Genomic DNA, 18,853 nt, shown 5'->3' on the forward strand with positions numbered 1-18,853 from the left:
ATTTAGCCTTCCTTCTCTATTTTGCTTAAGTTAGAACGTAAATATAAACCGTAATCATACTTACCAGGACAAGCATAAGTACATAACGCTAAATCCTCTTCATCTAACTCTAAGCAGCCTAATGTTTGTGCACTATCACTATCACCAACAATTAAGTCACGTAATAACAAAGTTGGCAGAATATCAAGCGGCATAATGCGCTCATATTGGCCAATTGGCACCATTGCTCGCTTACTTCCACCTGTTGTAGTTGTAAAGGCAAAACGTTTAGCTTTGTTTAAAACAGACAAGAATGCACGTGATACAGAGTGTTTATTTGTACCCGGAGCACCCCAGCCAAATAGTTCTTTCTCATAACCTTCTAGTAATGCAGAAACTTGGTTATGGTAACGCCCTAAATAAGCATGTGGACCAGTAGCAGTAACTCCGCAAAGTACAGAACCCGAAATAACACGTACTTGACCAGCAGCAAGTTGGTCAGCAGTTAGTTGAGCAATAGAAGCACCGACAACAGTACGAACTAAGCGCGGTTTTGTCACAGCAGGACCCGCTAAAGAGATCACTTTTTCACTGTAAACTTCACCTGATACAAATAATTTACCAAACGCAATGACATCTTGGTAATTGATTGACCAAACTTGCTTAGTAGCAGATACAGGGTCAATAAAATGTATATGAGTACCTGCTAATCCAGCTGGATGTACGCCAGTGAAGATCTTTTCTTCTACGCGCGCAACATCTGAAGTAGGTAATACTGTTTGATCTTTACAAACGTAAACCTTGCCTTCAGTTAACTGAGATAAAACAGCCAAACCGTCAGTGAATGCTTTTTGATTATCATTAATGATAAGGCTTGCATCAGCCGCTAATGGATTAGTATCCATTGCAGTAACGAAAATAGAAGCTGGCTGAGCATCAATTGCTGGCACTTTACTAAATGGTCGAGTGCGTAATGCAGTCCACGCACCTGATGCAACTAGGTTCTCAACAACCTTGCTTCGCTCAACGCTAGCTAGTTGCTGGCTTTCATACTTAGCAAATTGCACACTATCATTGCCTTGTATTGAAATAACCACAGATTGCAGCACACGTTTAGCGCCACGGTTAATTTCTTTAACTACACCAGATGCTGGAGCGGTAAAAAGCACACCTTCATTTTTCTTATCAGAAAATAAAGTTTGGCCTTTTTTCACCACATCTCCGACTTTGACAGCCATTGATGGGCGCATTCCAACATATTCTTCACCCAGTATAGCAACTTCTGAAATGGCAGGACCATTTTGAATGACTTGCTCTGGCGCTCCTGAAATCGGGAGGTCCAGTCCTTTTTTTATAGTAATCATATTCTCTTGCACTATGTTACGGGAGGAAAAAGTTAAATGCCTTTCGGCGATAAAACATTACACGCAATAAATTGAAGTTAACAATTGATTAACATGTACACTAAAAAATTCGGTGAAATATTAACATTAGAGAGGGGTTAATTGCTATATCAAATCAAAAAGCTTACTGCTGTTAGTTCAAATTTAAATAAAAAAGAAAACAAAGTTTACAAAAAGCATTTACATTTTAAATTCTAGTTACTTGATATAGTGATCTTACCATCTGTTGTTGCTATTTCTTACTTACTTTCCACCGCCTAAACATTTTGCTGATTCAGGCGAAGATTGACTTTTTTCTGCCCATTGAGTAGGCGTGTAAGTATGTAAAGCTAATGCATGAACAGGACCTGCAATTTCTTCTGCAAGCAGTTCATTAATTAAACGATGTCGCATAATTAAACGGACTCCCTCAAATTCATCACAAACAATTGTAACTTTAAAATGGGTCTCAGAATTTGGTGGAACAGAATGATTATGGCTTTCGTTGATAACTTGCAGGTAATCAGCTTGAAAGCGTCCTACCAGTTTATCTTCGATAATTTTTTGAACGATCATATTACCTCTATTGACGTGTACACCAGCCTAGGAAAAGCTAGATAAGTACAACTTAATTAGATGGGACACATATGTTACCGTATTTCTCAGTTTTTTTTCTACAAATTTAACATTTAATTTACTTATTAATACTCTATAAACAATTTCTATTGTACCGCCTACCAACAGGGTTAAATCTAATCGATATTAGCCACTCTATAAGCAATAAATAAGTACGTTAATAGACAAGTTAGACGAATATTATTACCCTTAATGAACAGTAGGCTCTGATTGCGTAGCGTGAGCCGATATCTTCTACTATCATTTTTAATTATAATAGGTAACGTGTGTCTCAAACCTCCGAACTTAAAGTTGGCCTTACTGCAGCCTTTCCTTGCTCTTATTTAGCAGATAAAGAAGAACAACTAATTATGTTGTTAGACCCGGAACAGAATGCAAAAGTCCATTACGCTTCTTTAATGGCAATAGGGTTTAGACGCAGTGGTGAGCAAGTATATCGACCACACTGTTCTGGTTGCGATGGCTGTGAGTCATTACGAATTAACAGTAATGACTTTCGATTATCTAAGAGCCAAAAACGTTTAATTAATAAAAATAAACATTTTACAACGGTTACTTCTAACGTCATTAGTGAAGCTTATTACCCTTTATACGAAAGATATATTAATCAGGTTCATCGAGATGGTGTAATGTTTCCAGCGACAAAAGATCAGTTTGATTCTTTTATCGCATGCTCTTGGGGAGATATTATGTTCGTTGAGGTTTATGATCAAGATAGGCTTATTGCAGTCAGTGTGACAGATGTATTAACTAATCGGCAATCCAGCGCATGGAGTGCTTTTTATTGCTTTTATGACCCTGACTATCACTATGCTTCATTAGGTAAATATGCCGTTTTGCAACAATTAGCCTTGGCTAAAAAACACAATATTGATTTTTTATACTTAGGCTATTACATTAAAAACTGTCAAAAAATGAATTATAAAAATCAATTTAATCCGCATCAACGTTTCATAAACCAGTGCTGGAAGGACTTTGATTAGCTTTTTAGTGTGAATTATGAACAACAATCCTTTACCACTCTCAATTATTCTGGCATTATGCGCCGATTGAAATTAGCACTACTTACCTATTACAAAGGATCCATCGCCAATGGCAAAAGAAGACAGTATTGAAATGCAAGGCACTATCTTAGATACGCTGCCTAATACAATGTTCCGTGTGGAATTAGAAAACGGTCACGTTGTTACTGCACATATCTCAGGAAAAATGCGTAAAAACTACATCCGTATTCTAACTGGCGATAAAGTGACAGTTCAGCTTACACCTTATGACTTATCTAAAGGTCGTATTGTTTTCCGTGCTCGTTAATTACTAGCCGGTAACAAAATCAGGCTTTTATTAGCCATAAAAAAACCAGCTTAATGCTGGTTTTTTTATACTCTAAACAAAATGAATAATTAATTACTCATTTCTAGTTTTTTCTCGTAATTAAACTCAATATCGTTACCATCGCTATTCAGGTTCACACGAACACTGCCACCGTCCTGCAAACTACCAAATAAGATTTCATTAGCTAATGGTTTTTTCAGTTTTTCTTGAATTAAACGTCCCATTGGTCGAGCGCCCATTGCTTTATCATAACCATGTTCTGCTAACCAATTTCTAGCATCACTGCCTACTTCAAGTGATACTTGTTTTTTATCCAACTGTACCTGTAACTGAACAATAAACTTATCCACAACTTGACTAATAACATTAAGATCTAAATGGTTAAACCAAATAATATTATCAAGACGGTTTCTAAACTCAGGTGAGAAAGTCTTATTGATCTCATCCATTGCTTTAGCGCCCTCTTTTTGTTCTTTGAAACCAATGCTCTGTTTCACCGTTTCTTGAACGCCTGCATTTGTTGTCATAACCAAAATAACATTTCTAAAGTCTACTTTACGACCGTTACTATCGGTTAACGTCCCGTGATCCATTACTTGTAACAAAATGTTATAGACATCGCTATGCGCCTTTTCTATTTCATCTAGTAACACTACAGAGTATGGGTGTTTAACAACCGCATCTGTTAATAGACCAGCTTGCTCGTAACCGACATATCCAGGTGGTGCACCAATTAAACGAGATACCGTATGTTTTTCCATGTATTCAGACATATCAAAACGCAATAACTCAATACCAAGCGCTTTTGCAAGCTGTTGTGTTACTTCTGTTTTACCTACCCCTGTAGGGCCGGCAAACAAGAATGAACCTATCGGCTTTAATTCATCCGATAAACCTGAACGATTTAAATGGATAGCATCTGTTAATGCATCAATTGCACTGTCTTGCCCAAATACAGTCATTTTCAAACGTTGATGTAACTTAGCTAATGCATCTTTATCTGAGCTAGAAACAGATTTTTGGGGAATACGCGCTATTTTAGCAATTATGTTTTCAATTTCAGTCACGCCAATGGTTTTCTTACGTTTGCTAACTGGTAACAAACGCATTTGTGAACCAGCTTCATCAATTACATCGATTGCTTTATCAGGTAGATGGCGATCATTAATATATTTAGCACTTAACTCTGCTGCTGCAATTAAGGCTTTGTTGGTATAACGAATATTATGATGCTCTTCGTAACGTGTACGTAGCCCTAATAATATTTGCCCTGTTTCTTTCACTGACGGTTCAAGTACGTCAATTTTTTGGAAACGGCGCGCTAAGGCATGCTCTTTTTCAAAGATTTGCCCAAACTCTTTATAAGTCGTAGAGCCAATACAGCGTAATTTACCGCTGCTTAGTAATGGTTTTAATAAATTTGCCGCATCGAGTTGCCCACCGGTTGCAGCACCTGCACCTATAATGGTATGAATTTCATCAATAAACAGAATCGCATTATCCTGTGACTGCAATTTCTTCAGTACATCTTTAAAACGTTGCTCAAATTCACCACGATATTTTGTACCTGCAAGCAATGCCCCCATATCTAATGAATAAATAATATGGTCTTCAATAACATCCGGCACATTATTATTTACAATTTGATACGCCAACCCTTCTGCGATTGCTGTTTTACCAACCCCAGACTCACCAACTAATAGTGGATTATTTTTACGACGACGACAAAGAATTTGAACACAACGTTCTACCTCTTTTTCACGTCCAATTAGAGGATCAATACTTCCAGCAACAACCTGTTCGTTTAGATTGACAGCGAAAGGCATTTCATTACTTTCTTGTTCTGCCATTTCAGCTTGCTCTGGCTCATGAAAAGTAATGCTATCAGGATGCTTCTCAGTACCGTGAGATAAGTAATTAACGACGTCTAATCGTGATAAGTTAGATTTTTTAAGCAGATAAGTCGCTTGTGATTCTTGCTCACTAAAAATAGCCACCAACACATTAGATGCACTAACTTCTGATTTACCTGATGATTGAACGTGGAAAATAGCACGCTGTAAAACTCGCTCAAAGGCAATGGTAGGCTGAACTTCTAGCTTTTCTGTTTTCACGTCAGACAGACTAGGATTAGTCTCTAAGAAATTAGTTAATTCGATATGTAAAGAAACGATGTCTACTGAACAAGCCTGCAGAATTTTTTTTACTTCTTCATTCTCTAATAAGGCTAATAGTAGATGCTCTAATGTCATGAACTCATGATATTTTTCGTAAGCAATTCGAAAAGCTAAGTCAAGGCTATGTTCTAAAGGTTTATCTAGCATGGAGACTCCTTATGAGAGTGTAAATGAATAATCTCGTAAAATTGTTAACTCTCTTTTTCCATTGTACATTTCAATGGATGTTGATTGTCTTTAGCGTATTGAACTACTTGCATCACTTTTGTTTCTGCAATCTCAGCTGTAAAGGTCCCACAAATACCAATCCCTTTATAGTGAACGTTCAACATAACTTCTGTTGCTGCTTCATGATCTAATCGGAAAAAACGTTGTAACACATCAATAACAAAGTCCATTGGCGAATAATCATCGTTATGTAGTAATACGTTATACATAGATGGCGGCACTAATTTTGTTTGTTCAGATTCAATTGTTGCCGATTCATTGTCCGTTTTTGGAGAATTTTTATCACTCATTTTTTAGTCTAGTCTTCATTATTAAGGTTGTTGAAATAATTAGTTTTTTCTTTCGAATAACGTTATGAATCTCTCAATATTAATCATATAAAAAGGCATAACGCTAGTCATTTATATGTCACACCAGTCATATTGAATATACGCAGTACATACGCATCAGGAAAGAAAAAAATGTTCTAAGTAAGTAATCTATTGATATAAGAAGTAATTCTTACTACCTACGACACTTACAAAGATCAGAGTAAAGCTTAATTCTATAGAGTGCAAATCACAGTGATTTAAACATTTGATAAGAAGAAATAAACCATCTAGCTCATGTAATTTAAATAAGTATACTTATAACTCTATTTTTTCTTTCAAGCGACTTTGTACGACTTCAACTAAACGGTCAGGCTGGAATTTAGACAAAAACTCATTACAGCCAACTTTTTCCACCATGGCTTTATTAAAGTCACCGCTCAACGAGGTATTGAGTACAACAAACATATCCGACATACGAGGATCATTTCGGATTTCAGAGGTGAGTTTATAACCGTCCATCATTGGCATTTCAGCATCAGTAATCACCATCAAAAGTTCATCTTGAATCTTTTTACCTTGATCTAGCCAACCTTTTAGTAGATTTAATGCTTCAAGACCATTCTTAGCTGGAACAATCTCAACACCGAGTTGCTCTAGCGTATTCGCAACTTGTTTACGAGCAGTATATGAGTCATCAACATGAAGAATACGCTGCCCCGCAAATTCAGACAGAATATTAGGGTCAACAATCCCCTCTGATATATCAACTTTATAATCCAAGATTTCCGCAAGCACCTTTTCAACATCAATAATTTCAATTAAACCAGTTAACTCACCTCTTGTTTCTTCTTTAAGTTTGGTAATAGCAGTTAAGTAATGGTGTCGACCTACCGTTGAAGGAGGCTCCATTATTTCGCCCCAAGTCATATTCACAATATGCTCAACTTTCCCAACTAAAAAGCCCTGAATGGTTCGATTGTATTCAGTAATAATAAGGTTAGACTCACTATCAGGTACTAAAGGCTGTAAGCCAATAGCTGCTTTTAAGTTAATTACAGGGATAGATTCACCACGAATCGCAACAACACCATCAATATGAGGGTGAGAGTTAGGTAGCTTATTAAAACGAGGTAATTTTACGACCTCTTTTACTTTAAACACATTTAGAGCAAAGAGTTGTCTTCCAGACAAATGGAATAGTAATAGCTCTAAACGGTTCTCACCCACTAAATTGGTGCGCTTATCGATATTTTCCAATAAGTTAGTCATTTTTATATCCCTATGAATCAAGTTATATATTTAATCATTATCACGTTTAATATAATCACTAAAATACAGAGATAATAAACGGTTTACTTATACCTATTATAATAATTAGGTACATCGAATAAGAGTAACTGCTATTAGCGTTTTATTTGGTCACTCTTTTTTTATGTTACGTGTTCATTTTTTGATAACCCACTTAACAAAGTAGATAATCGCTGTATTTTAACGTTTGATAGCTGCCTATAATCAAAATAAGGGCATACGATGACTCGTTGATTTACATTGATCGCAAACTCTTCATCTAGCCACAATAACGAATCTGTTAATTGCCCCGTTTTGATTAACTGCTTTGCATAAGTTCTACCACAGATAATATGCACAATTTGAACACTTTTTTTACTATTATAGTCGTTATCTATAGTTAAGCTTGTTGCATTAAACAGTAATGCTGTTTGACTACCTTCCTGCAATAGATATTGATCTCGATAAGCTTGCCACGTGGGTGCTGATAAAGAGAATTTAAAATATTCTTTATCTAAGGCGTAAAGTAATTTGGCATAAACATTAAACACCTTCCTCCAACCATTTCCGCATGCTTTACCAATGCTATCAACATCAGTTTTTTGCAGTGGAACCACCCTATTTAGTTCTTGCCATTGCGGCATATTAGGTTGATTTTGAATATATACAGCAAAAGTAAAATCCACATCTCCTAGACCAATACAAACCTGTTTTTTATCTAACACTTCATCGTTGTCCTATTAAACCAAAAAACCACTAAAAAAACACCTCATTAGAGATAGAAAAGAGACTTATAACAATGTTATTATCCGCGCAATTTATATCTATCCCATAAAGGTAGCCACACGCATTGATAATTTATTAATGCCAACTCTAACTTTCAAACCACTCAAGAGCCACTACATGTATCTTAACTTCAAAGGTCGAATCGTTTCTGCTGCAATTATAATGTTAACCGTTGCAACAGCTACACTCTCTTTTATTTCTTATACACAACAGTCAAACATTACTATAGATAATGTTGATCGTTACTCTATGCTAAATTTATCCAGTAACGGTGATAAAATTCATGAGTTTATCGATAAAATAAATAGAAGTATCAGTACATCAGCGGAGTTATTTTCCACCAGAAGTGACGATATAAATACCATTACTAATCTTATGTTATTGCAACGCTCAACAGAGGCATCTGCTATTGTAGTCGGTTATGAAGATGGCTTGGCCTTTAACAGCAATAAAGGTAAATATGCAGCTAGTTATGATCCCCGCACTCGAGGTTGGTACCAACAAGCAAAACGTAAAGGTGCAGCAATTATTACGGATATCTATACAGGAAGTAGCACAGGCCGATTAATGATCAGTATTGCAGCGCCCTTTTATTATAAGAATACGATACAAGGAGTATTACTGGCAGACGTGGAGTTAAACGGTTTACAGCCTATGGTTGATAACACCGTTTTTTCTGGCGCTACAGCAACGCTTTATACAGATTCAGGCTTAGTATTGGCCTCTTCTAATCGCACTTTAACAGCAGGTAAAAGTAGTATTGCAGATACCAAAGCTTTATTACCTTTTAAAAGCCAGCTATTGAATGACCAACAAGGCACATTCTCATTCCAAACCGATCATCAAAATAACGTTAATTACTTTGGAGCGATTCAAATTAATGACGCAACACATTGGCACCTATTAATTACGCTTGATGAATCAGTCGTATACCAAGTTGTTGACCAATCATTAAAAACTAGTTTACTTAGTACTATCAGCTTAATTATTATTGGCTCACTGTTTATATTTTTACTCTTGAGTTACACCTATAAACCAGTACTCGCGTTAAAAAATACCGTGCAAGCTCTTTCAAGTGGCCATGGTGATTTAACTAAACGTTTACCCGTAACAAGCCAAGATGACTTAGGACAAATATCCACAAACATTAATACCTTTATCGATAACCTACAGCATATGATGTTAGATATCGCAAAGGCATCTTCTCGTATTGATTCAAGTATTGATGGTTTACAAACATTAACAGAAGAAAACAAGCAGACTTTTAACCAACATAAAATTGAAACAGAGCAAGCGGTGACAGCTTTAGAAGAGATGAACGCAACCTCTCAAGATGTGGCTCAAAACACCTCTGGTGCAGTTGAATTTACTAGTAAAACCAATGCACAAACAGAACAATCAAAAATGGTCGTACGTAATGCAACACAAACGGTGACTGAACTAGTTGAAAGCGTTGATGATGTTTCACAAAATATCAGCGAGATGGGATTACAAATATCTGAAATTGCAAAAGTATTAAGTATTATTGGTGAAATAGCTGATCAAACAAATCTACTGGCATTGAACGCAGCAATTGAAGCAGCACGAGCGGGCGAACATGGTCGAGGTTTTGCAGTTGTAGCAGACGAAGTCCGTGCATTAGCATCAAGAACTCAACAAAGTACCACTGAGATTCAACATACTATTAATAGACTTACCGCCAGCGGTAATACAGTGACGCAAACAATGAAAGCTACAAGAACTAGTTGTGAAGAAACTTCATTACAAATTAATCTAGTCGTAACCGATCTAGATGATATTAGCTTATCCGTTGAAGAGCTAAACGCAATTAATGTACAAATAGCCACTGCAGCCGAAGAACAAAGTGCCGTATCCCATGAAATAAATAAGAATATGGCAAAGATTAGCGAAATGGTGGAGCGAATTGCCACAAGTGGTGATGATGTAAATCATGAGGCGGTTAACTTAGCCGACGCCAACTTACATCTCGCAGATATAGTTAAGAAATTCAAACTGCAATAAATAATTATTTAGTTTGATTAAATGAAAAAGAAGAGCTTATTAGGCTCTTCTTTTGTTTCTGCCACAGAATTATTTACAAGTAATGAATAACCTGGTTAGCACTGCCTCGCCAAGCCAATGAAGGATCAGCAAGATCTTTTTCAAACTTACCATCGATCAATACATCCACCAGCTCAATAACTTGTTTCTGTTTAACATTAAGTTCCGCTAACAAATATCCAGTCCACATCCAAATATCCTTACCTTCACATTCACGTTTGACTCGTTTTAAAAGTGCTAAAACCTGATCAACGTTCGCAGGGTGTAAGGGGTCTCCTCCAGACAAAGTAAGCCCTTGCTTTACAATACGTTGATCATTTAAATCATCAATAATCTGCTGCTCAAGCTGCTCGGTAAATAACTGCCCCGCAGTTAAAGACCAAGTTGATTGGTTGTAACAGCCTTTACACTGATGTACACAACCAGAGACAAATAAGGTACAACGAGTACCTTCGCCATTAACCACGTCGACTGGGTAATATTTTGAGTAGTTCATAAGCAATACTTAATATTTAGTTTGTTAATAACGAGTGCCTGCTTCGTAAAAGGTGATCGATACAGTAAGCACTACTTTTAACCTGTTTATGCTCACAGCCAGAAAACATCTAAACTGAAATACCTCGAAAATTAAACCGATTAAAAAGAAGTTTATGTATTAGGGAGAACCAACCATCATGACACCAAGTCCAGCTAACTTTATCAAAACAGGGTTCCTCGCAACCTTCCAATGCATAATCGTAAACACAATTCCCAATGGATATATAAAAACACAAGCAATTCCCCAAGCCACACTTGTTCGAAATACTTCGACAATATAAAAAATAAACCCAACAACAAAAATTAACATTCCAATCTTAAAAACAATATCCACCTTTAAACTTCCTTTTAATATTAATTACTTCTTAAGATAAATTTTCTTACCAAACATAATAACTAGACTAAATGGCTACGTGTCCTTCTCCATTGCGCTCTTCTGAATTAATGAAGCCTTCAAGCAAGGTAAGTGCTCGTCACAGGGATATGACTTCTTAACTGCACGTCAGAAGCCAGTCATTAATTCAGATTAAAAACGAATTGGAGCGATTTTTATTTACTTCTTTTTCCTTTGCTAGTGCAAAGAAAATGAAGTCGCCGTCAGGACGAAACACCAAGCAATGAATGATCAAACAGCTTCGATGAGCGTAGACGAAAGCAATTTAAGTTTTAATTACAAATTTTGCTCGCCTCAATTTTAAATTCACAACTATTTCGTTGTATATTTTTCCATAAGATTTGGTCCACCTTTGCATTACAACCAACATCTTCAATTAAGGCTATATCCTCATCACACAGAAGCAAAACAGCGTTGTCAGATTGAATATCAACTTTTATGTCATAACCAACAAAATCATCAACTTTATTAGGATATTCTTTTGAAACTAAATCTAAAAGTTCAGCGCCATCTTTAAATTCCATATCACTAAATTTCAAATAACCATCAACAGTTTGCGATAGATCTTTCAACTCAGATGCTAAATCATACATTTCTTCATCATTATATTGGTTTGTAGTGCAACCAACTGATAATGAAACCATTAAAATTACGAATATAAATTTCATATTTAATTCCAAGCAGTTAGCTCATTTAATTCTGACAACCCAGTATCTAAATTCCAATTTAAAAACATATTATCATCGCCTTCACTAAAAATAGCATTTGATAAATACTCCCAATACAAACATATATTACTAACAGCTAAATCAAAGATTTCATCATAATTTTTTAGTCCAGTAGGAGTTTCAAGATTTTTTATATAGCCCATATCAACGTCCTCTCGACTTGGATAAACTATCCCTATTTTAGCAGCTACATGTCTAGCAAAAGGAAATAGTCTGTAACCTTCTTCCACATTATCAACGATAAATTGAAAGCCTTTATGCCATCCATCTATTTCAGGTTTACATTTTTTCACTTGTTCGGGAAATACGCTTGTTAAGCAAGATAGCCATAATTGACTGATCACAATATCAACTTTAGAAGGATCTGATTTTTCTACACAAGAACCTATGTTAGCTCTAACCCTATCAGCAAGGCCTTGTTCTCCAAGGTTAAGTCTCTCCCAAATATAAGTATCTTGATTCATTTCGCAAATACGATGCTCTTTCGCATTTTCATGGTAGGGACCGACTTTTAATTCCACGACAGGATGAATAGTAATGTCAGCGATAACATGACCTACATATCCGCAAAGCCAAGCAAATGTTTTTTCTTTTTCTATTCCATCTAACTCTTTAATTAAGGCTATTGCTTTACGAATGAACACTCCAACATTGCTATAATGCATTTTGTCAGCCCATCCGTTTTGCCCTTTATCACCAATTTTCAGATAAGGATAATCAGGACTAACACAACCTAACTCTATAAATTCAATATTTTTAGATAATATAAATTTAGCTTGATTAGGTATATTTAGTTTTGTTAGTTTTTTGTTTTCTGATGCTAAATTTACCGCTGTAATATGTGCAAAAGCTCCCGGCATAATCATTCCTTAATATAATTAATAGCAATAAAAGATAAAACAATAGACTTTTCTAATTAATTTAGCATTAATAATATTTAGAAAGACATAAAGAAAAACTACAAATGCTTAACCCTTCTTTTAACCTCTTCTTGCTTCCCTTCATTAAAAGGCCGAGCATCAGGGCTTCCTAAATACCCGCAAACACGTCGAGTTACGGCTACTTTTTCAGGATCAGAATTGCCACAACTGGGGCAAACAAACCCCTTACTGGTACAATCAAATTCGCCGGTAAAGTCACACTCATAACATTCATCAATCGGAGTATTAGTTCCGTAGTAAGGAACGCGCGTATAACTATAATCCCAGACATTCTCTAATGCTTTAAGGTTATGCTGCATATTTGGATACTCCCCATAGCAGATAAAACCACCGTTACTGATTGCAGGGTAAACCATTTCAAAATCAATTTTATCGTAAGGGTTTACCGACTTTTCAACATCTAAATGAAATGAATTGGTGTAGTAACCTTTGTCAGTCACACCACTAATGACCCCAAACTCTTTTGTATCTAATCGACAAAAACGATCACATAAGTTTTCAGAAGGAGTGGAATATAAACTAAAGGCATAGCCTGATTCTGCTGACCAATCTTGCACTGCTTGTTTTAATACCTGGAGTATTTGTTGAGACTTTTTCTGCTTAAGAGCATTATCGAAAATATGCTGATCATGACCAAATAAAGCATTTACTGTTTCATGTAAACCAATATATCCCAAAGAAATAGAAGCTCGACCATGCTTAAATACATCAGCGACACAATCATCGGCTTTTAGCCTGACCCCGCAAGCCCCTTCCATATATAAAATAGGCGCGACACTTGCTTTAACTTCGCTTAATCTTTCAATGCGTGTATTCAACGCTTTTTTTAATAGACAAAGACGTTCAACTAATAACGCATCAAATATTTTTTGGTCGCCCTTTGCCTGCAAGGCTATACGGGGTAAGTTAATACTTACAACCCCTAAATTACCTCTGCCATCGTGAATCAACTCAGAGTCGGTTTCGCCATCCTCTGTTACCGAAGTCTGTTGATAACGGTCAAGGAAACTTCGACACCCCATTGGCGTTTTAAATGAGCCAGTCACCTCTACTACTTTGTCATAGTTTAAAATATCGGGATACATACGCTTAGAGGCGCAACGTAACGCAAGTTGCTTGATATCGTAGTTTTGATCGTCTTCTTTTAGATTGATGCCGTCTTTAATAGCAAACACTAACTTCGGAAAGATAGCGGTCTTCCTATTCTTACCTAAACCTGCAATGCGATTTTTTAAAATAGCACGTTGGATTAAACGAGATTGCCAATCCACACCTAACCCAAAACCAAAGGTAACAAAGGGAGTTTGCCCATTAGCCGTATGCAAAGTGTTCACTTCGTATTCTAAGGATTGAAACGCGTTATAACATTCAATTTCAGTTTGTTGTGTTGCATAGGCGTGAGCATCTTCAATCCCCCATTGTTTCGCAATCAATAAATGCTTTTCAAAACTTTTTGTGACATAAGGAGCTAGGGTTGTATCGATCCCATTGATTGTAGTTCCCCCGTAAATATGGCTTGCCACCTGTGCAATAATTTGAGCAGTTACCGCAGTAGCTGTTGAGATTGATTTAGGATCTTCAATCTCTGCATTACCCATTTTAAAACCTTGGATAAACATTCCCTTAATATCAATTAACATACAGTTAAACATAGGAAAAAATGGTGCATAGTCTAGGTCATGGTAATGTATTTCACCGCGATCATGTGCTTGAACTACATCGCGAGGCAACATATAAGATTTGGCATAATGCTTAGCAATAATCCCCGCTAGTAAATCACGTTGAGTGGGGATCACCTTGCCATCTTTATTAGCATTTTCATTCAATAAAGAAGCATTACTTTGTTCAATTAATCCATTAATTTCATGGTTTAATTTACTTTTTCGCTCTCTTGCAATATCGCGATCATGGCGATATTCAATATAAACCCGCGCTAATTCAATATGGCCATTTTTCATTAGACTCGCTTCAACAGCATCTTGAATATGGTGAATATCCACTTCTTCTAACATTGACAAGGATCCACAAACCTCCTGAACAATTAGCTCTGGTTGTATTTTATTATCTTTAATTACCAGTGCTGCTTTACTTATCGCCGCTTTAATACGCGCTCCATCAAAGGCAACTTGGCTACCATCACGCTTAATCACAACAGGTTTCATTAACCACTCCAAAACACAATATATAGTGATAAAGCACTATACTTAACACCAGATATAGATCATTGATGCAAATCAAGTTTGTAAAAAGAGTCTCATTAATGGTAAAAAAGTAGAAGATGACGCAACAAAAAAACCTTTTAGCTCCTTTGTTCGTAAGATAAATGGATAAATCACTAAAATAGTCTGCATTTTCACACTGAAATAGGCTGATTTTATTGTTACAATGCCCCTCTTTTTTTATGCATAAAATAACCTACAGTTTGTAGTGGAATCATTATTTATGAGCGATTACTTTTTACTCTTTTTTGGCACAGTATTAGTTAACAACTTTGTGCTCGTAAAGTTTTTAGGTCTATGCCCATTCCTAGGCGTATCTAATAAAATTGAAACAGCGGTTGGTATGTCTTTGGCAACGACCTTTGTTCTAACATTAACAGCAGCGCTTTCTTATATTGTAAATACTTACTTACTTGTGCCACTAGGCTTACATTATTTACAAACATTGAGCTTTATCTTAGTCATTGCCGTAGTAGTACAATTTACTGAAATGGTAATGAATAAAACTAGCCCGACTCTATATCGTTTACTGGGTATATTTTTACCGCTAATCACCACCAACTGTGCCATTTTAGGTTTAGCTTTATTAAACTTAACTGAGCAACATAATTTTGCACAGTCAGTCATCTATGGATTAGGCGCGGGCGTAGGTTTTTCATTAGTACTTATTTTGTTTTCTTCTATTCGTGAGCGTCTCAGCGCTGCGGATATTCCGTTACCTTTTAAAGGAGCATCCATCGCAATGATCACAGCAGGTTTAATGTCGTTAGCATTCATGGGCTTTACTGGGTTAATTAAATGATCATCAGTATTATTATTGCCATTGTTACTTTAGGTGTTTTAGGGCTAATTTTTGGCTCCCTATTAGGTTACTCGTCGATTCGTTTTAAAGTAAAAGAAGATCCGATCGTAGAAGAGTTAGATGCGATGTTGCCACAGACCCAATGTGGACAGTGTGGCTACCCGGGTTGTAAACCTTATGCTAAGGCCATTGCTGAAGGCGATGATATTAATAAATGCCCGCCAGGCGGCGAAGCCGTTATGCAGCAACTTGCAGATCGCATGGGAATAGAGCCTAAACAACTAGAAGGCGAAGAAAAACCTAAACTCATCGCTTTTATTCGCGAAGATGAATGTATTGGTTGTACTAAATGTATTCAGGCATGCCCAGTTGATGCGATTTTAGGCGCAACAAGACAAATGCACACAGTGATCACAGACGAATGTACTGGCTGTGAACTATGTGTTGCACCATGCCCAACAGACTGTATTGATATGCTACCTATCCAAATTACAACACAGAACTGGCAATGGAATTTACAAACTATCCCAACGAAAACTATCTCAACAGACAGCAGTAACGAGCCGTAACATGACACAAAAAAGCAATTTATTAAGTGATAAAAAATTAGAGCAGATTGCGGCTGGTAAAATGTGGGATTTTCACGGTGGTGTGCACCCTGAACAAAATAAACTACAAAGTAACCAAAGCGCAATTACTGACGCAGGTATTCCAGAAGAATTAATCATTGCCGTTGAGCAAAAAGGACATATTCCACAATTACTCGTGGAAGTCGGCGATACCGTTTTAAAAGGCCAACCTTTAACTAAAGTGTACGGTGCGTTAGTAGTACAACATGCAAGTAGTTCAGGTGTCGTAAAAGCAATAGAACCAAGAACAGACTGCCACCCTTCTGGCCTGCCTGTATTATCTGTAGTAATAGAAACCGATGGCTTAGATAGACCTTTTCCTACTCAAGGATTTAGCGACTATCGTCAAGAAATGCCAGCAACCTTAATCGAAGCATCACAGCAAGCCGGTATTGTTGGGTTAGGTGGTGCAGGTTTTGCTACTCATTTAAAATTAGCACATAGAGAAAATCGCCTATTAATTATCAATGCCATTGAATGTGAACCTTACATCACAGCTGATGATCGTTTAATTCAAGAACATGCCGATGAAATAATCGAAGGCGTTAATATACTGCAACACATTTTGCAGCCTAAATTGACAATATTTGCTATTGAAGATAATAAACCTGAAGCCATTGAAGCATTCACTAAGTCACTGCAAAGTATTCCCGGTGCGGCTGACAATATCTTATTGCGTGTTATTCCTACTCGTTACCCTTCTGGTAGTGCTAAGCAACTAATCGAAGTGTTAACAGGAGAGCAAACCCCAATTAACAAACATTCCTCAGAATTAGGCATCTCTATGTTTAATGTTGGGACTGCTTTTGCTGTCAAAGAAGCAATCATCAATGGTAAACCACTGGTTTCACGTATCGTAACTATCACTGGAGATGCTTTTGCGCGCAAAGGTAATGCCAGCGTGCGTATCGGTACACCAATTCAACACCTGTTAGACACTTACTGGTTAAACGCACTTCATCACCAACAGTTAATTATTGGTGGTCCAATGATGGGCTTTACCGTTAGTGATCCAAGCATGCCAGTGACCAAAACTTGTAACTGTATTCTCGCACCGACAGAGAAAGAACTACCTCAGCCAGAGTCTGAGATGAACTGTATTCGTTGCAGTGAATGTGCAGAGGCTTGTCCAGTAGAGCTATTACCACAACAGTTACTGTGGTACTCGCAAAGTGAAGACCATAAAAAACTAGAAGAGTATGATTTATCTTCTTGTATCGAATGTGGTGCCTGTGCATTTGTTTGTCCAAGTCATATTCCATTAGTTGAATATTACCGCGTCTCTAAATCACAAATTAAAGCCGCTAAGTTCGAAGCAGAAAAAGCAGCGATTGCCCGTAAACGCCATGAAGATAGAGAATTACGTTTAGAAACTGAAAAACAGCAACGTCAATTAAAACACAAACTAGCTGCTGAAAAACGTAAACAACAAATGCAAGATAAGAATGGTGGCGAAGACTTAGTAGCTGCAGCATTAGCACGTGCTAAAGCCAAAAAACAAGCGAATAGCGAAGCTGAAGCTCCAGCAGAGTCAAACAGCAAACCGACAGCTGCTAATAGCCAAGTGGCAGCAGCCATTGCTCGCGCTAAAGCTAAAAAACAAGGCGCTACAGAATCAACACCTGCAGAGTCTGAAACAGATCCAAAGAAAGCTGCAGTAGCGGCTGCTATTGCACGTGCTAAAGCTAAAAAACAAGCCGCTGCGGAATCAGCACCTGCAGAGGCTGAAACAGATCCAAAGAAAGCTGCAGTAGCGGCTGCCATTGCACGTGCTAAAGCTAAAAAACAGGCTGCGGCAGAATCAGCACCTGTTGATACTGAAGCAGATCCAAAGAAAGCTGCGGTAGCTGCTGCAGTTGCTCGTGCTAAAGCTAAAAAACAGGCTGCGGCAGAAGCTAAGGGGCAAGCGGCAACATCAGATACACCAGACAATGACGTCAAAGCTGAAGCAGAAGTCGATCCTAAAAAAGCAGCAATCGCAGCTGCAGTTGCTCGCGCTAAAGCCAAAAAGCAGGCTGCGGCAGAAGCTAATGGACAAGCGGCAACATCAGATACACCTGACAATGACGTCAAAGCTGAATCAGAAGTCGATCCTAAAAAAGCAGCAATTGCAGCTGCTGTTGCTCGCGCTAAAGCCAAAAAACAGGCTGCCGCAGAAGCTAAGGAACAAGCTGTAACATCAGATGCATCAGAGAATGACGTCAAAGTTGAAGCTGAAGTTGATCCAAAAAAAGCTGCAGTCGCAGCTGCCGTTGCTCGCGCTAAAGCCAAAAAACAAGCTGCCGCAGAAGCTAAAGATCAACCACCAGCATCAAAATCGGATGATACAACGGAAAATAATCCTGCAGACGATAAAAAAGCAAGAATAGCGGCAGCCATTGCCAAAGCAAAAGCCAAAAAACAGGCAGAGAAGGATTAATAAGT

General features: G+C 37.3%; 17 protein-coding genes. 6 read left to right on the top strand and 11 right to left on the bottom strand.

Annotation, left to right across the window (positions count from 1 at the left end):
* Nucleotides 1-2: 2 nt before the first annotated feature.
* Both V5290_RS07830 and V5290_RS07835 read right to left on the bottom strand, forming a co-directional pair.
* Nucleotides 3-1,343 (bottom strand): Na(+)-translocating NADH-quinone reductase subunit A, encoded by a 1,341-nt coding sequence (locus tag V5290_RS07830; protein ID WP_333383696.1) that lies wholly within the window; start codon nucleotides 1,341-1,343, stop codon nucleotides 3-5.
* A 282-nt stretch (nucleotides 1,344-1,625) separates the two neighbouring features.
* Nucleotides 1,626-1,937, bottom strand: coding sequence for a BolA family protein (locus tag V5290_RS07835; RefSeq protein ID WP_333383699.1), 312 nt, complete (start codon nucleotides 1,935-1,937; stop codon nucleotides 1,626-1,628).
* Between the two features lie 326 nt (nucleotides 1,938-2,263).
* On the opposite strand from V5290_RS07835, the gene V5290_RS07840 reads away from it, so the two are divergent.
* Together V5290_RS07840 and infA are read left to right on the top strand one after the other, a co-directional pair.
* A complete protein-coding gene (locus V5290_RS07840) occupies nucleotides 2,264-2,980 on the top strand; it encodes an arginyltransferase (RefSeq protein ID WP_333383700.1) in 717 nt (238 codons plus the stop codon).
* 109 nt (nucleotides 2,981-3,089) lie between these two features.
* On the top strand, nucleotides 3,090-3,308 hold the full coding sequence (gene infA, locus V5290_RS07845) for a translation initiation factor IF-1 (RefSeq protein WP_007419779.1): 219 nt from the start codon (nucleotides 3,090-3,092) through the stop codon (nucleotides 3,306-3,308).
* 89 nt (nucleotides 3,309-3,397) lie between these two features.
* Here the strand turns inward: infA and clpA are convergent, their stop codons facing one another.
* From clpA to V5290_RS07865, 4 genes are all read right to left on the bottom strand, one after another.
* Nucleotides 3,398-5,653, bottom strand: a complete 2,256-nt coding sequence (clpA, locus tag V5290_RS07850) for an ATP-dependent Clp protease ATP-binding subunit ClpA (RefSeq protein ID WP_333383710.1) — start codon at nucleotides 5,651-5,653, stop codon at nucleotides 3,398-3,400.
* A gap of 44 nt (nucleotides 5,654-5,697) precedes the next feature.
* Nucleotides 5,698-6,024 carry an ATP-dependent Clp protease adapter ClpS gene (clpS, locus tag V5290_RS07855; protein WP_333383713.1) on the bottom strand — a complete coding sequence of 109 codons (327 nt, stop codon included), beginning with the start codon at nucleotides 6,022-6,024 and terminating at the stop codon, nucleotides 5,698-5,700.
* A 336-nt stretch (nucleotides 6,025-6,360) separates the two neighbouring features.
* Nucleotides 6,361-7,314 (bottom strand): chemotaxis protein CheV, encoded by a 954-nt coding sequence (locus V5290_RS07860; RefSeq protein ID WP_333383716.1) that lies wholly within the window; start codon nucleotides 7,312-7,314, stop codon nucleotides 6,361-6,363.
* 161 nt (nucleotides 7,315-7,475) lie between these two features.
* Nucleotides 7,476-8,057, bottom strand: coding sequence for a DUF6942 family protein (locus V5290_RS07865; protein ID WP_333383719.1), 582 nt, complete (start codon nucleotides 8,055-8,057; stop codon nucleotides 7,476-7,478).
* 178 nt (nucleotides 8,058-8,235) lie between these two features.
* Between V5290_RS07865 and V5290_RS07870 the strand changes: the two genes are divergently transcribed.
* Nucleotides 8,236-10,140 (top strand): methyl-accepting chemotaxis protein, encoded by a 1,905-nt coding sequence (locus tag V5290_RS07870; RefSeq protein ID WP_333383722.1) that lies wholly within the window; start codon nucleotides 8,236-8,238, stop codon nucleotides 10,138-10,140.
* A gap of 73 nt (nucleotides 10,141-10,213) precedes the next feature.
* Here V5290_RS07870 and nrdG read toward each other — a convergent pair whose 3' ends face one another.
* From nrdG to nrdD, 5 genes are all read right to left on the bottom strand, one after another.
* The gene (gene nrdG, locus V5290_RS07875) at nucleotides 10,214-10,675 is read right to left on the bottom strand and encodes an anaerobic ribonucleoside-triphosphate reductase-activating protein (RefSeq protein ID WP_333383725.1); all 462 of its coding nucleotides are present in this window, start codon (nucleotides 10,673-10,675) and stop codon (nucleotides 10,214-10,216) included.
* Nucleotides 10,676-10,834: 159 nt separating this feature from the next.
* Nucleotides 10,835-11,050: a hypothetical protein gene (locus V5290_RS07880; RefSeq protein ID WP_333383727.1), complete on the bottom strand. Its 216-nt coding sequence runs from the start codon at nucleotides 11,048-11,050 to the stop codon at nucleotides 10,835-10,837.
* A 332-nt stretch (nucleotides 11,051-11,382) separates the two neighbouring features.
* Nucleotides 11,383-11,778 (bottom strand): hypothetical protein, encoded by a 396-nt coding sequence (locus tag V5290_RS07885; RefSeq protein ID WP_333383730.1) that lies wholly within the window; start codon nucleotides 11,776-11,778, stop codon nucleotides 11,383-11,385.
* 2 nt (nucleotides 11,779-11,780) lie between these two features.
* On the bottom strand, nucleotides 11,781-12,698 hold the full coding sequence (locus V5290_RS07890) for a zinc dependent phospholipase C family protein (RefSeq protein ID WP_333383732.1): 918 nt from the start codon (nucleotides 12,696-12,698) through the stop codon (nucleotides 11,781-11,783).
* Between the two features lie 98 nt (nucleotides 12,699-12,796).
* A complete protein-coding gene (nrdD, locus tag V5290_RS07895) occupies nucleotides 12,797-14,941 on the bottom strand; it encodes an anaerobic ribonucleoside-triphosphate reductase (protein ID WP_333383735.1) in 2,145 nt (714 codons plus the stop codon).
* Between the two features lie 280 nt (nucleotides 14,942-15,221).
* On the opposite strand from nrdD, the gene rsxA reads away from it, so the two are divergent.
* Genes rsxA through rsxC form a run of 3 tightly spaced genes read left to right on the top strand, consistent with a single transcriptional unit; the run spans nucleotide 15,222 to nucleotide 18,848 of the window.
* Entirely contained in the window at nucleotides 15,222-15,800 is a 579-nt protein-coding gene (gene rsxA, locus V5290_RS07900; RefSeq protein WP_333383738.1) for an electron transport complex subunit RsxA, read from the top strand.
* The gene (gene rsxB / locus V5290_RS07905; protein WP_333383741.1) at nucleotides 15,797-16,369 is read left to right on the top strand and encodes an electron transport complex subunit RsxB; all 573 of its coding nucleotides are present in this window, start codon (nucleotides 15,797-15,799) and stop codon (nucleotides 16,367-16,369) included. Before rsxA ends, rsxB begins: the two co-directional genes overlap by 4 nt.
* Before the next feature lies 1 nt (nucleotide 16,370).
* Nucleotides 16,371-18,848: an electron transport complex subunit RsxC gene (gene rsxC, locus V5290_RS07910; RefSeq protein WP_333383744.1), complete on the top strand. Its 2,478-nt coding sequence runs from the start codon at nucleotides 16,371-16,373 to the stop codon at nucleotides 18,846-18,848.
* Nucleotides 18,849-18,853: the final 5 nt, after the last annotated feature.

Origin of the sequence: Psychromonas arctica (assembly GCF_036697365.1) — a bacterium.
In the GTDB taxonomy this organism is placed as follows: Bacteria; Pseudomonadota; Gammaproteobacteria; order Enterobacterales; family Psychromonadaceae; genus Psychromonas; species Psychromonas arctica_A.